At 50.4% G+C, this 15,111-nt stretch carries 6 protein-coding genes; 4 read left to right on the top strand and 2 right to left on the bottom strand.

Annotation, left to right across the window (positions count from 1 at the left end; translation table 11 throughout):
• Window positions 1–142: 142 nt before the first annotated feature.
• Both KGB23_RS09010 and KGB23_RS09005 read left to right on the top strand, forming a co-directional pair.
• Window positions 143–5,092 (top strand): glycosyltransferase, encoded by a 4,950-nt coding sequence (locus tag KGB23_RS09010; RefSeq protein WP_223430738.1) that lies wholly within the window; start codon window positions 143–145, stop codon window positions 5,090–5,092.
• A 274-nt stretch (window positions 5,093–5,366) separates the two neighbouring features.
• Window positions 5,367–6,344 carry an NAD-dependent epimerase/dehydratase family protein gene (locus KGB23_RS09005; protein WP_223430737.1) on the top strand — a complete coding sequence of 326 codons (978 nt, stop codon included), beginning with the start codon at window positions 5,367–5,369 and terminating at the stop codon, window positions 6,342–6,344.
• Window positions 6,345–6,607: 263 nt separating this feature from the next.
• Here KGB23_RS09005 and KGB23_RS09000 read toward each other — a convergent pair whose 3' ends face one another.
• Window positions 6,608–7,351 carry an ABC transporter ATP-binding protein gene (locus KGB23_RS09000; protein WP_150655198.1) on the bottom strand — a complete coding sequence of 248 codons (744 nt, stop codon included), beginning with the start codon at window positions 7,349–7,351 and terminating at the stop codon, window positions 6,608–6,610.
• Between the two features lie 13 nt (window positions 7,352–7,364).
• On the bottom strand, window positions 7,365–8,165 hold the full coding sequence (locus KGB23_RS08995; protein ID WP_223430736.1) for an ABC transporter permease: 801 nt from the start codon (window positions 8,163–8,165) through the stop codon (window positions 7,365–7,367).
• Between the two features lie 677 nt (window positions 8,166–8,842).
• Between KGB23_RS08995 and KGB23_RS08990 the strand changes: the two genes are divergently transcribed.
• On the top strand, window positions 8,843–10,837 hold the full coding sequence (locus tag KGB23_RS08990) for a polysaccharide biosynthesis protein (protein ID WP_223430735.1): 1,995 nt from the start codon (window positions 8,843–8,845) through the stop codon (window positions 10,835–10,837).
• 1,002 nt (window positions 10,838–11,839) lie between these two features.
• Entirely contained in the window at window positions 11,840–15,076 is a 3,237-nt protein-coding gene (locus KGB23_RS08985; RefSeq protein WP_223430734.1) for a glycosyltransferase, read from the top strand.
• Window positions 15,077–15,111: the final 35 nt, after the last annotated feature.

Below are 15,111 nucleotides of genomic sequence, written 5' to 3'. Positions count from 1 at the left end.
TATGTAGGGCTATGGTTGTAGCCGTCTTACAGGGTGTTCGGATTAGTGCAGATAATTTACTCGATTGGAAGTGCGTTGCTGAGAGTCAGCATGCCCATAGGATTTTTTGACGCATATGCTAAATATTAGTGATTTGTCATCAGTGGACAAACAAAAAGTCTTTGACTATCTCAAGTGGAACAGTTTCCGTTCCGAAAAGTACAAGGTTTTATACGTTAGTACCCCCAAGGTTGCGAGTACTTCCCTGAAGTGGTGGTTTGCGTCGCTGGAAGGTTGTTCGCAGGCCTTGCGTGGCGTCGGTGAGGCTGCGGGTAGCAATTCTGATCAAGTTGTTCACGAGTTTCACAAGGTTGCGCCCCATGTCAGCGGGCTGGAAATAGACGACCTTTTGGAACCTCTTCTTTCTGATACATATTTTCGATTTGCCGCCGTACGAAACCCTTATGAGCGCATCTTCTCTGCATGGCAGTCGAAAATACTGTTGCAAGATCCGCAGCAGGTCGCATCGTATCCAAAGTTTGAGTTGTTACAGCAGCCGGTAAAAAGCGCAGCGGATATTGCTTCGGCTTTTGAGGCGTTTCTGGAGTATCTCGCTAGTAATAGCGCATCTTCACCTGAAAAAGATTTTTGGGCGCCTCAAGCCACGCTATTGCGTCCGGATCTGATCAATTATTCCTTGTTGGTCAAAATTGAAAGTTCCCCTGAACTCCATAAAGCATTATCGGAGCACTTCGGTGAGCAGGCCGCCGATCCTTTTGCAGAGCCTTCACCAAGTGAAAATGTCATTCCCTTCCTTCCTGATTTTATAACGGAACGAAGTGCGAATTTTATTAAAGGGTTGTATGCCGAAGATTTTGATGTCTTCGGATATGACAGGCAGGTACCAGAACGTACAGAAGCGTTTACGGTAGAGCAGTTGGATCTCGCGTTTGACGCGGCCAGGCTGATTCGGGAAAGTCGTCAACAAATAGGTGCGCGCGCCCTTCAAATCCAGGACTTGACTCAACAGATCGAGGATTTGAATCAGCGAATTGCGTCATTGAATCCGACTCTGTTCGAACGTGAATCGCAGTTAAAAGAGCTCATGGGTTCTTTGGTTAAGCGTGACCGGCATATCGCCAGTCTTGAGCAATCTGTGGGTGTGCTCAACAGGCAGTTAGTCGATCTCAAAGCCGTTTTGGTTGATCACGAAAAAGAGAATGTCAGTCTGAAGGCTGATCTGCTCAAGACGCAGCAGGAACTCCAGGCATTACTCTCTTCGCATTCCTGGCGTTTAATGTCGTCTGTGCGCATGGTTTCAGGGTTTGTGCGAGAGTCTGTCCATAACGTCAGAACGCTGACATGGAGTAAAGTTGTCGACTCGTTAAGGCGTCGTCGAGAGCTTTATAACGAAAACACTCTTCGTGAGATTCAAGAAAGCGGGTTGTTTGATCCGGAATATTACCTGGCCAATAATGCAGATGTGCGGGCAAAAAGCACTGATCCACTCAAGCACTACATGCTCAAGGGCTGGATAGAAAATCGCAATCCTTGCGCCGCTTTCAGTCCTTCGGATTATCTGTTGGCTAACCCTGATGTTGCCGAGGCTCAGGTTCATCCGCTGCTTCACTACATTCAATGCGGACAGCTCGAAGGTCGTCCAATCAGATTGCCAGTTCGCATTTGCGAAATGACGGCGGTCAAGCGTCGTCCCGTCGGGCGCAATGCGGTTTTCAATCCGTATGGTGAATATACACCGATACCGGTCCTAAAGGCTGTGCTCGAGGCACAGATCGAAGCCGTCAAAAAGTCAGGATTGTTCGACGAGAAGTACTACCTTGCGATGTACAGCGATGTACCGGAGGTCTCGGTAGATCCGCTCAGGCACTACTGTGAACAGGGCTGGCGCGAAGGTAAAAATCCTTCCATGGACTTTGATACGCGCGCCTACCTGGCACTTTACAAAGACATTCAACACATTGGTCTCAACCCGCTTTGGCATTACATTGTCACTGGCGCGGCGGAGCATAGAATAGCGGTACCGGACGCACTCATTAATCACGAAAACGACATCCGTTTTGGTGAAGTTAACAGCGACATCAAGTTGCTCGCGTTCTATGTATCGCCTGACTGGGAGGCGTTGCGTAGTGCCAGATTCGCTGCCAAAGGCAATTCGCAGCGACCACGCCCTGACAAGATGCTTGGGTTGTATGATTCGTTGGATGGGCGTGTGCTCACCCAGCAGGCACTCAGTGCCAAGAGCCATGGCTTGTTTGGCTTTTGCTTCAAACTGAGCGCAGATTCGGTTGTGCAAGCGTCGCCACAGCCTCTGGACATTTTTCTTGCCCATACAGAAATCGACTTTAATTTCTGCGTTCAAATAGATTTGCATCAGGAAGGCCTGGCGAATAACTTGATTACGCCTGTTGTTGCAGTTCTAGCTGATAAGCGATGTGTGCAGGTTGATGAGCGACCCGTCATCGTGGTTAAGCTCAATGAGTATGACGAAGACATCGTTGATTCAATTCGCAAGCTACGTGAGCGTTTGAATGAACTGTGTGACGGCGTGTACTTGATTGCTCAGTTTGGCTTCGCGGGTTCGGAAGAGTTGGCGCAGGACCTGGATGGTTTGTGTGACGCCGCGCTTGATCTTTCTGCAGATCCTGTGCCGGGCGAAACTGGCGTATTTACACCGCAAAACAAGAATGGAATAGATACCGTTCCGTATAACCTTGTTGCTTCGCAAGGGATCGTGCGAGCGCAGAAAACACATCTTCGTACTACTCCGGTTTTCCACGCGATTTCATTGGGGCGTGATGAAACTGCGCTTAAGCAATATTCTCCTCTGGTGTATTCGCGCTTTCACATTCGTGACTATGGACGTTGGCTTGACGCGGCGATCAGAGGCGCGAGAAAAGTTCTCCCCGAGGATCGCCGTCTACTGTTCGTGAATGCCTGGAACAATTGGCAGGAAGGACTTTTCCTTGAGCCAGACAGTATCACCGGTTTTGGTCGGTTGAACGAAACAACACGCGCTTTGCTGGATATTGACTCCAGTATCATTATGCCAAAAGTTTCGGTAATTGTTCCAAACTATAATCATGAAAGCTACCTTGCTCGTCGGCTGGATAGTATTTATGGGCAGACTTACAAAAATATAGAAGTTATCCTGATGGATGACTGTTCGACTGATGATAGCCGTTCGGTGTTAACTGGTTATGCGGAAAAGTACCCTGATGTAACGCGCTTGTTATTCAATGAGACGAATTCGGGTGGCGTTTTTCATCAGTGGGCTAAGGGGATCAAGGCGGCCACAGGTGACCTGGTGTGGGTCGCTGAAAGCGATGACTACTGTGATGAGCGTTTTCTGGAGGCGCTTGTCAGTTGTTTTGATGATGAAGCGGTCATGCTTGCGTACTCGAAATGTGAGTTCGTAACCACCGACGAAGTTGTTATGCCGGACCAGTTCCTTAACTATGTAAGTGATCTGGAGTGTGCGAATAAATGGGCGGGTTCCTATGTAAGCACGGCGCATAACGAAGTGCGCGCGGCGTTGGGTATTAAAAATACAATACCTAATGCCAGTGGCGTGCTTTTCAAGCGTCCCGTTGATATGCCTCTGCTGGATGATCAGTCGTGGTTGTCAATGAAAGTTGCCGGTGACTGGGTCTTCTATTTGCACATCCTGCGCGGCGGAAAAATTGCTTACTCCACTGAGGGTACAAACTTCTTCCGTCGACATTATGCAAGTACTGCCAACACCACTTATCGCAAAGAGGTCTTTTATCGCGAGCTCGGGGTGGCCAACAGAACGGTTCAGTCCCTCTACAATGTTCCGATGTCGGTGCTTGAGGCTTGCGAGGAATCCAGCAAGAAGCTGTATGACCACTATGTCGGGGGCTCCGCAGAAGAGTTTCTACGCTGGTATGACCATGATTCGATTGTTCGTGCAAGGGCTGACCGACTGCCGAACGTGATGGTTTCCACCATCGGCTTCTATCCGGGCGGTGCCGAAATTCTTCCGATTCGACTTGCAAACGAGTTTAAACGCCAGGGTATTTCCGTTTCCTTGTTTAGCGCCGGTATACCAAAACGCGAAGACGGTGTTCGCAAGATGCTGAGAAACGACGTGCCGGTGATCGAGACGTCGAATATCGAATCAGTGAAAGAGATCATTCATGATTTCGGAATTGAAGCACTTAATAGCCACCAGTGGTACGTTCAGAAGTACCCGGTCGATGTCCCGGATGTTTTTTCCGAGCTCGGCGCCCACGTGGCTGCTCTGCACGGGATGATTGAACATGGCAATGGAGTGACTGATGAACAGTTGCGCATTGCTGACAAAGGTGTCAGTACATGGGTCTATACCGCTGAGAAGAATCTTGTTCCTTTCTCGGACATCTCGCTGTACGACAAGTCTTCTCCCCGTTTCGTCAAGGTTCCTAACGGGTTGCAGCCGCCGGAAATCGTTCCAATCTCGCGCGTGCAGATGGGTATACCGGAGGATGCTTTTGTATTGTGTTGTGTCAGTCGGGCAATTCCCGATAAAGGCTGGGGCGAAGCTATCCAGGCGGTAGAACTTGCGCGATCACTTTCCGGTCGGGACATCCGTATTATATTGGTCGGTAATGGCCTGGTGTACGATGAGTACTGTCAAGCAGGTGCGCCGGACTTCGTTTACCTGGCTGGCTTTAGTGATAACTCCGTAGGCCATTATGCTGCCGCGGACATGGGCATCATGTTATCGACCTTCAGGTCCGAGAGTTTCCCTCTGACCATTGTCGATTGCCTGTTTGCCGGCAAGCCATACATTGCCACCGACGTTGGCGACATCAAAAACATGTTGACGATAGAGAGCGGTGTTGCAGGGGAGATTATCGAGTTGGAAGATTGGGTAGTCCCAATCGAGAGCACGGCCCGCGTGATTGCAGCGTTCGCGACAGATGAACGGAAATACCAGGAAGCCGTCGGCTTGGTGAAAGGCGTTTCCAGTCGATATCGAATTGACGCCGTTGCCTCTCAATATCTTCGTTTGTTCGAGCGTGACATTCAGCAGCACAGGGCGGAGTCGGCGAAGGCCGAAGGCTCTGGCATGACTGTTAAAGACCTGTAGCCGGACTTGCTGTAAGCAGGACAGCTAGCGTTAAGGGGAGGGCTCACAGGGCAGGTCCGGCTGATTGCCAGGCCTGCACTGAGAGCGAGACGGGCGTCTCCGGCAATTTGGTAAGCCGCCTCTCTTGACGTATCATTAGCTGTCACAGTGTGTTCCGTTAAAAATTAAAGTGTAGGTCGTTGCAATGGTTGCTAAGGATGGGGAAGGTCACGCCCGCCTTGTCTGCTGCTGCATAAGGCGGCAGTCCAACCATTTCAAGCGCTGGAGGGCAACGTTGAACAATTCCGAGAACACTTCCCCTAATCCCGTTAAGCGGTCCCTGGTTTTGGGGGGGCGTGGTTTCATAGGCACCCACTTGATAGACGCATTGCTCGATCAGGGGCATTTGGTGCGCTGTTTCGATCGTCCCAATGTGGTGCCGTTGGGTGAATCCCACTCCAATCATCCTAATTTCGAGCTTTGCGAAGGAGACTTCACCAGTGAGGCCGAAGTCGCCAAGGCATTGGAAGGTTGCGATGTTTGCTATCACCTTGTGTCTACTACACTCCCCAAGTCTTCAAATGCTGATCCCGTCTTCGATGTGGAGAGCAATGTCGTTGCGACCATCCGCCTGCTAAACCTCGCGGTGAAGTCCGGCCTGAGGAAGATTATTTTTATCTCCTCCGGTGGTACGGTGTATGGAGAGCCTACGCAAGTACCTATTCCAGAAACCCATGCTACTGACCCGGCCTGTTCCTATGGAATTGCCAAGTTGGCGATCGAGAAGTATTTGGCGCTTTTCCATCGCTTATACGGCCTTGACTATACTGTTCTACGTCTTGCAAACCCCTTTGGTGAGGGGCAGCGCACCTATGCTAGCCAAGGCGCGGTTGCCGTATTCCTTGGCAAAGTCCTGCGTGGCGAGACGGTTGAGATTTGGGGCGATGGCACGATTGTACGCGACTACATTCATGTCTCTGATGTGGTGAGAGCGTTGTTGGCATCGTCAGCGCGATCCGGTGAAGAGCATGTGTTCAATATAGGTTCAGGGCGCGGACATAGTCTCAATGAGGTTCTTGACGCGATCGAGAGGGTCGCGGGGCGAAATGCAAGGCGTCAGTACTTGTCGGGTCGCGGATTTGACGTACCTGTCAGTGTCCTGGATATCGAGCGCGCCAAACAGTCTTTGGGGTGGGTCCCTTTCGTGAGTTTCGATCATGGATTGGAGCGCTTTGCCGCTTGGTTATTGGATAATCCGGAGTCAACACATTGATTTAACGATGGGGCTGCAATTATAAGCCCGGTCAGATAATTCTCAGGTGCGCAGCTCAAAATTTCCGGTTGGGGCATCCGCCATGGAATTGAGAGGCGCGTGAGGATTAAGAATGGCACATGCTGTGCTATTCAATATATTGAAGGTAGGCCATAAACAAGAGCGCCGATTTGTTAGATATGTTTGTACTCACGAACATATCTAACAAATCGGCGTTCTTGTTTCTTTTAGCTTAATGAAGGTTACAGGCACGGAGGAAAATATTAGTTACCAAAATAAGCTCGGGTAACTGTTTCCGGATCTGAATCCATTTTTATTCTGCCGTGCTCCAGCCAAATGACCCGATTGCATGTATGCATCACCAGGTCACGGGAGTGGCTGGCTATCACCAAAATGCTGGTGGCTTGGACCAGTTCGTTCATCCGAGCTTCTGCTTTGTGCTTGAAGCCTTCGTCCCCTACCGACAGCCATTCATCCATGATCAATATTTCAGGTCTGATGGTCGTCGATACCGCAAAGGCCAAGCGCAAGTGCATGCCGGAAGAGTACGTGCGTACCGGCATGTCAATGAAGTCGCCCAGTTCTGAAAACTCAATGATTTCGTCGAGTTTTTCTGCAATATCGCTTTTTGTCATCCCAAGCAGGATGCCGCGCATGAAGATGTTTTCCCTGCCGGATGCCTCCGGGTCTATCCCTAATGAAATATCAATGAGGGAAGCGACTTCGCCGCTGATACTGGCGGTGCCAGCGGAGGGGGCGTATACACCGCTCAGCAGTCTGAGCAATGTGCTTTTGCCAGCGCCGTTATGACCGAGCAATCCAACCCGCTCTCCGTCATTGAGGGAAAAAGTAAGGTCTTCCAGTGCTCTGACGATCACTCGACCTTGATCGTTGGCACTGAGTTTGCCGCCTGTAGCGACTTGAATCAGCCGCTTTTTCAGAGAGCGAGCACTTGCGTTATAGATAGGGAAATCAACGCATGCGTTATGAAATTCAATAGAAGCCATAATAGTTTTCTTCTTAGAGCCAATAAGCAATGCGACGTTTATAGAGGCCATAGATGATGATCGCTATGCACCAGCCAAACAGAGCCATGCCCCCGGCCACGCACCAGCTAACAGTGCTCACATCCTGTCCGAGCAAGGGGGCCCTGACTATTTGAACGAGGTGATAGATGGGGTTCAAATCCAGTAAATAGGTGCCGGCTCGTCCTGGTAGCAGGCTTGGAAGCCACATGATTGGCGTCAAATAAAAGGCAATTTGCAAGACGCTCGCAATGATCTGCGGGAGGTCGCGATATCGAGCGCATAAAAGGCTCAATATCAAGCTGATCCATGCCAGATTGAGAACAAGCAGCGCAAAGCCCGGGACACTCAACAGTGCTCCAAGACCCAATGGTTTCTGAACAGCCAGCAGCACAAGCGGGAAAATGACGATGTTGTGCGCGAGGATCAAAGTATTGCGCCATATCGTGCGTAAAATATGCACGAATAATGGGATGGGGAGTTGTTTGATAATGCTTTCTGCGGCAATGAGGCTGGTGCAGCCCTCTAACACGCAGGTAGAAATAAAACTCCAGAGAATCATACCTGCTGCAAGAAATGGCAGAAAGTCTTTCATGGGGGAGTTAAATATTTGGCCAAATACGAGGCCAATAGTACCAATCATAACGCCCATGCTGATGGTTAGCCAAAACGGTCCGACAGCAGAGCGCCTATACCGTTGACGTACATCCTGCCATCCGAGCATGCCTACCAGAGAATAGCGCTTTACAGCCGTCGCTATGTCTGCCATGGCAGCGGCAATTGAGTTGTTTAGCATTCGAAATACCGGGTTGTCAAAACAGTCGATGATTGTAATCTTGTAGGAGGGTGTAGTGTCACTTTTTCCATCCCGTCTAGTTTCCAGTTTTTTACGATCGCGGGATCTACTCCACGTAGAATGCCCCCGCTGCAAGGAGGGGGGTAAAGTCTGAAGCGGTTTCGTATGGCGTGCGCGTACTCGGTGTGCTCGCTACCATGACAAGCTTGAGCTATTCGTTCAGAAAACAGTGCATGTGTCGAGCGATTCAGGTGTGCTAATGCTCAGAAATAAAGTTCCTGCCGGATGATTTGCACTTTTTCTATCATCCCACGGTCAGAGGTTAACTCCCAAGAAATTTCCTACATTCCAGATACGCATATTGAGCCAGGTCGCAGCGTCTGGTCGTAAGTGCCCCACGTAAATCGCCTGCTCGAAAGGGGTCAGAGAGATTGGCTGATGGTTGCCGACGAGCAGCTCCACAGCCGCAACGTGTCCTGGTTTTCGACCGGGTTTCGCGTCCTCGCGTTGTCTGTCCGGCAGACCGGTCAGAGGGGCGAATTATAGCGGCGCTTTGAGTAAAATGCTCGTTCCTGGGTCCTGCCCTGTGCAAGTATTGGGCGATCTCGTCCTCATTGTGGTTACAATGCCGATCGACGACCGCGTAAAAGGAGGGGGCTACGGGCTCGAAAGCTTGAATGGATAAAATACGCAGAGTGTTGCTTGGTTTGCCTCGCAGGCAAAAAAGACTGATACAGGTCGCCACCGATGTGGTTTTGGTGTGGGTTGCTTTGTGGCTGGCCTTTATCGTCCGCCTCGGCATCGACGACATGTACAATCCGCTAAAGTCGCATTTCTGGCTGTTCGTCAGTGCCTCGATTATTGCCATTCCCCTTTTCGTACGCTTTGGCATGTACCGCGCCGTCATGCGCTACTTCGGCAATGATGCGCTGATTGCCATCGTCAAGGCGGTCAGTCTGTCCTCGCTGATCCTCGCCGTGGTGGTCTACTGGTACAGCAATCACCAGGCCGTGGTGCCGCGCTCCATCATCTTCAATTACTGGTGGCTAAGCCTGGTAATCATTGGCGGCCTGCGTCTGTGCATGCGTCAATACTTCATGGGTGATTGGTTCACCGCTGCGCAGCATGTACCGTTTGTCAATCGAGACGATGGTTTGACCAAGGTCGCCATTTACGGCGCAGGCGTGGCAGGCAATCAGTTGGTTGCAGCGTTGCGCATGGGCCGCGTGATGCGCCCTGTGGCGTTCATCGATGACGATTCCTCTATCGCGGATCGTTCGATTGCCGGGTTGCGGGTCTATAAGCCCAAGCATATTCAGCAGATGATCGACATGACCGGGGCTCAGGAAATTCTTCTGGCGTTGCCGTCTTCGACCCGTGCGCGGCGCAGGGAGATTCTCAATTTTCTGGAGGGTTTCCCGCTCCATGTGCGCAGTGTTCCGAACTTCACTGATCTGGCCAGTGGTCGGGTCAAGGTGGATAACATTCAGGAAGTCGACATTGCTGACCTGCTGGGGCGGGATTCGGTACCGGCTCAGCCTGATTTGTTGGCTCGATGTGTCAAGGGCAAGACGGTTTTGGTGACGGGGGCGGGCGGTTCGATCGGTTCCGAGCTTTGTCGGCAGATTTTCTCCCTTGGACCGACCACGCTGTTGTTGTTCGATCATAGCGAATTCAATCTTTACAGCATTTTGTCTGAGCTCGAGCATCGTATTGCTCGTGAGTCGTTGCCTGTCCGGTTGTTACCGATACTGGGGTCGATTCGCCATCCCCATAAACTTCTGGATGTAATGAAGACCTGGAGCGTGGACACGGTTTATCACGCGGCGGCCTATAAGCACGTGCCGATGGTTGAGCACAATATTGCCGAAGGTGTGCTCAACAACGTGATCGGGACGCTCAATACCGCTCAGGCTGCATTGGAGGCTGGTGTTGCAAACTTTGTGCTGATCTCGACCGATAAGGCCGTACGCCCGACCAATGTCATGGGTAGCACCAAACGGCTGGCCGAGTTGACCTTGCAGGCCCTCAGTCGTGAGTTGGCGCCGGTGTTGTTCGGGGACAAGTCCAATGTGTCCCGGGTCAACAAGACCCGTTTCACCATGGTGCGGTTCGGTAATGTGTTGGGCTCGTCTGGCTCGGTTATTCCGCGCTTTCACAGCCAAATCAAATCGGGCGGGCCCTTGACGGTTACCCATCCGAAGATTACCCGTTACTTCATGACCATTCCCGAGGCGGCACAGCTGGTAATACAGGCCGGCTCAATGGGGCAGGGTGGTGATGTGTTTGTGCTGGACATGGGCGAGCCGGTCAAGATCATCGAGCTGGCGGAGAAGATGATTCACCTGTCTGGCTTGAGCATTCGCTCGGAGAAAAATCCGCAAGGCGATATTGCCATCGAGTTTACTGGGCTGCGTCCCGGGGAAAAGCTTTACGAAGAGTTGCTGATCGGCGACAACGTGTCCGCTACCCAGCACCCGATGATCATGAGTGCCAAGGAGGACCATTTGCCTTGGGAAGTGCTCCAGCGCAACTTGATAGAGTTGCTGTCTGCCGTTGAGCGGGATGATTATTCGCGGGTTCGCCAACTTCTGCGTGACACTGTCAGTGGTTACGCCCCGGATGGTGAAATCGTCGACTTGATTTACCAGCAGCGTCGCCTCGAACCTTGATTGTTACACGCTCTGTAACAGACACATTTTTGACAGAGTTGCCCATGACCCAGATTTGGGGGCAGCTTCGCAATAGCTGTTCTTCTTATCGATGTCATGGAGCGTCACTTACGTATAAAGGCTGCTTCTACTCTCTGGTTTTTGCCTTGATGACTAGCGCTTCTATTGCCCAAGACACCGGCAAGGCGATTCCGGGGAAAAGCGTGACAGGCTTGAGGTGAGTTGATTCGTAGGCGCGAGTGCCCGAGTCCGTTTATTGGGCAACGTTTTTTGTTTGTGCTTGTCCTTGTTCCATTGGGCTTTGTCAGGTGTGATGGTTTTGCCCCCTCCCATGCAAATGCTGCGTAGTCTGATGATCAGTGGCGACGGTCTATTTTGGTCGTACTGGAGTAGAGCGTGGCTGTCACCGCTTTAACCTGCACCACGAGGACAGCTTTCGCGGCCTGCCCGCGATGGCGTCCTGCGTCCCCTTCATCACCGAATACCTCGGACGACTTCTTGAAACCACTCAGCTAGCGCTGAGCCATCATCTCCAGGTGTTCGCTGTAGTTTTCGATCTGTGCTTTGCAGATGACTACCTACCGGCATTCGATTATCTGCGTAAGAATGTTTGGCAGTAACCCGCCGGTCAGCACGTCCAGGAAAACTGCGAATGAGTCTCCGGATGTGCTTGAATACGCCCTGACTACCTGATCTGAGCCCCATATGAGCCTGATGAGCTTTTCCAGGGAGCGTTGCGCGAGTAATGCAGAAATTGGCTTTCGTGAGGTGTTCGCGGCGGCTAAAAACACTAGAATGAGCGGCTGGAATGATCGTTTTTGATCGATCCGCTGTTTTTTTTGAATTAAATATTTATTTGAAAGGAATGTCTGGTGCTGAATTTTTATCGAGTTAATAAGTTTTTTTTATTGTGGCAGGTTTTTTGCGGGGATTAAAGGGTTCGCTTTCTTTTGGCGGGTTCTAAATATTCTATTAAAGTAAGTATGATTAGGGTTTATTGAAATGTGGCGCAATCCAAAATACTGGCTGGATGGTGAGCCAATTCAAAATTTCGGCGATTTTTTGTCGGATTTTTTTATGCAAAAACTTTTTTACAGTGCGGGCATGCAGGCAGACTCCATTAGGATTGTCGGTAGCTGTATGGATGACGAGTTGTTGAAGAGTGAATCAGAGTTTGATACTCAGCAGGGTATCCGAACTATTTATTGGGGATGTGGGCTTCGGCACGAAAATAGTTTAACCGACAAGAGTCGTGGGCTTGTCGATATTCTGGCCGTTCGAGGCCCTTTGTCACGATCAGCATTGCGGTTGGGGATAGAAACTCCAATGGGGGATCCGGGGTTGCTTCTCCCTGCGCTTTACACCCCAAGCTCTTTGCCTGGAATTAAGGGTGAGACCCTCTTGGTTCCTCATTTTCACGATATCAGAACGGACGATGAGCTCCTTGCATTAAGTGGATGTAGTGCGATCCTTAGGCCAAATATAAATAATGATACTCTTTGTATTTTTGAATTTATTGATCGTTTAACGACTGCAGAATTTGTTTTGTGCGGATCATTGCATGCGGCGATTGTAGCGGCGGCATATGGGCGTCGTTTTGGGTTCTGGAACAGCGATTGTGTTGATCTGCCTTTTAAATGGCAGGATTTTGCGGCCTCGATTTCCATGTCTTGCGTTTTTCACGATAATGTTGAGCAGGCGCGATCTCATTTCATTAGCGAAATAGAACCGAAAATATCGATCCCGGTCCTTTGGCCGCTGCTGGCTGTTGCGCCATTTGCTGTGCGTCCAGAAGCCATGGTAAAGGTTATGGAGTTCGATGTAAGAAGGCATGGAGTGTCCGCTCTTCAGGTTGCAGCTCCATCGCTTGCCGCAAATAAGGTACAGTCCGCAATTCTTCAGGTTAACTCGCTTTCAGCTAATTCTCTAGTTGCGCTGCAGAAAGCGCAGGGTGATTTGCTGGAGTTAAGCGCTGCTCGCGAAGATGCCTTGCATGAGTTAGAGAGAGTTCGTGCAGAGGCTGCTAATGCTACATTTGAAAGGGATCTCGTTGTCAGTAGTACAAGTTGGCAGATTACGGCGCCTCTTCGTAAAGTTGGGGTGCGTTACCCGGTGGTGGGTCGCACGTTTCGTCGTTCACTCAAGATTCTCTGGTGGACGCTCACGATGCAAATTGGCCATAAATATCTTTTGTGGAAAAGAAAACGCACCGTGGTGCCAGTGATTTCTGCGGATGCTGACACTGCCCAAGTACAGCAAGTGGTTGCTGCCAAGTCAGATTTTAACTTGGAAAGTGCATTTGTGTGCATGTATGGGGAAGCGCCAATTTACTTCCCGCCGGTAGAGGCTCCTGTAGTATCGATAGTGATACCCGTTTATCGAGAGCTAGGTGTTCTCAAAAATTGCCTTCGCTCAATTTCCATTGGTCTTGAGGGTGAACCGTCTTTTGAAGTTATTCTCGTCGACGATTGTCCAGAAGAGCAAGTTCTGTGGGGCATACCGGATAGCGGGGGGTTATTTAAGATTTCAAATTCGGAAAACTTGGGTTTCTCGCTTGCATGTAATCGAGGCGCCGAAGTGGCGCGCGGGCGCTTCATCTGTTTTTTAAATAGCGATACAATCGTATATTCTGGATGGCTTCGTCATTTAGTTGATGCGCTCGAGGATGTCCCGAACGCAGGGCTTGTTGGTGGAATGCTATTGAATGTTGATGGTTCTATTCAAGATGCCGGTTGGCGAATGCTTCAAAGCGGTCAGGGTTATCCTATTGGCCGTAACAAAGATGCCAGAAACGGAGCCTTTACCTATCGTAGGGAGGTGGACTGTGTTGCTGGCACATGCTTTTTGATGAAGACATCTTTATTTCTAGGCATGGGGGGGCTCGATGCTCGTTACGCTCCTGCATCTTATGTAGATTTTGATCTTGCGTTCCGTGTGCAAGAGCGCGGGTTGAAGGTTATTTGCGAGCCAAAAAGCCGTATCGTCCATCTCGGCGGCGCATCATATGGGGATGCGAAGGAGAGACAAAATCAGATAAGTACCATCAATCAGGCGAAGTTCTCTGAGCGTTTTGCAACTGTTTTACCCATGCAGCCGAGCGGATCGGAGGATGAGTTTTTACTGCAGCAGGTGTCTGATGAGCGGCCAGTCTTTCTAGTTGTTGAATATAGTGTACCGCAGCCGAATCGTCATGCAGGCGATGTCACCATGAGTAGCTATTTATCCTTATTGGCGTCAACTGGATGGCGGGTCGTCTTCTGCCCTGTGGAAGGAAGGGCAGAAGGCCCTTCAGCCGATAATCTTGAGCGTCAAGGTGTCATGTTGATTCGATCACCTCAGACCCTTGAATCATGGTTAATGGAAAATGGCAAATACGTGAAGGAAGTGTGGTTGGCACGACCTGAAATTGCTGAAAATATCATTAATCCGTTACGAAATTTAACTTCTGCTCGTTTGACATATTACACTCATGATTTGCATCACGTGAGGCTTGAAAGAGAGGCGGAGTTATATGCTGACCCTGATAAATTTGCTGACGCAAATCGGATGAAGGAAGCAGAACTCTCGGTGTTTTCGAGTGTAGATAAAATTATATCGCCAAGTGCCGATGAGGCTGAGGTGATACGACGTTTAGTTCCTGATAAGCCTGTTTTCGTACTGCCGCCATATTATTATGAGGCTCATGAAATTTGTCGTCGCGACGCTGCTCATTTCGAAGGGTTGACAGACATAGTTTTTGTCGGGGGGTTCCCTCACGCTCCGAACGTGGATGCAGCGCTATATATAGTAAATGAAGTAATGCCGCGTGTATGGGAGAAGCGCCCAGATGCCCGCGTGGTCCTTGTTGGTTATGCGCCCCCAGCTGAAATTCTTGCTCTCGCTGGTTCTCGTGTCGTAGTGACAGGCCAGGTACCAGACGTCAAACCCTATCTCGATCGTGCGCGTATGGTGCTTGTAGCGCTTCGTTATGGTGCAGGAGTAAAAGGTAAGACAGTGGATGCTTTGCGTGAGGGAATTCCAGTGGTTTCGACTCAGGTTGGCGTTGAGGGGGTTGGTGTGACATCTGGCCTTGACGCCATAGTAAGCGAGAGTGCGAATGGCCTTGCAGAAGGTGTTCTGGATTTACTGTCCGATACCGCGCGCTGCGCTGAATTGTCTGCTGCGGGAGCTGATCTGATTATGAAGGGGTTCTCCCGTGCCGCTGCGTGTCTTGCAATTGACGAGGTGTTTCGGGCGTGATGGCATGCTTCGGCTTTTTGAAAAAGTTGAAGCGG

The sequence above is a fragment of the Pseudomonas sp. GL-B-26 genome (assembly GCF_019947405.1).
Taxonomy (GTDB): Bacteria; Pseudomonadota; Gammaproteobacteria; order Pseudomonadales; family Pseudomonadaceae; genus Aquipseudomonas.
Note: the sequence above shows the minus strand (reverse complement) of the source record. Positions and strands in the feature narration are given on the sequence as shown.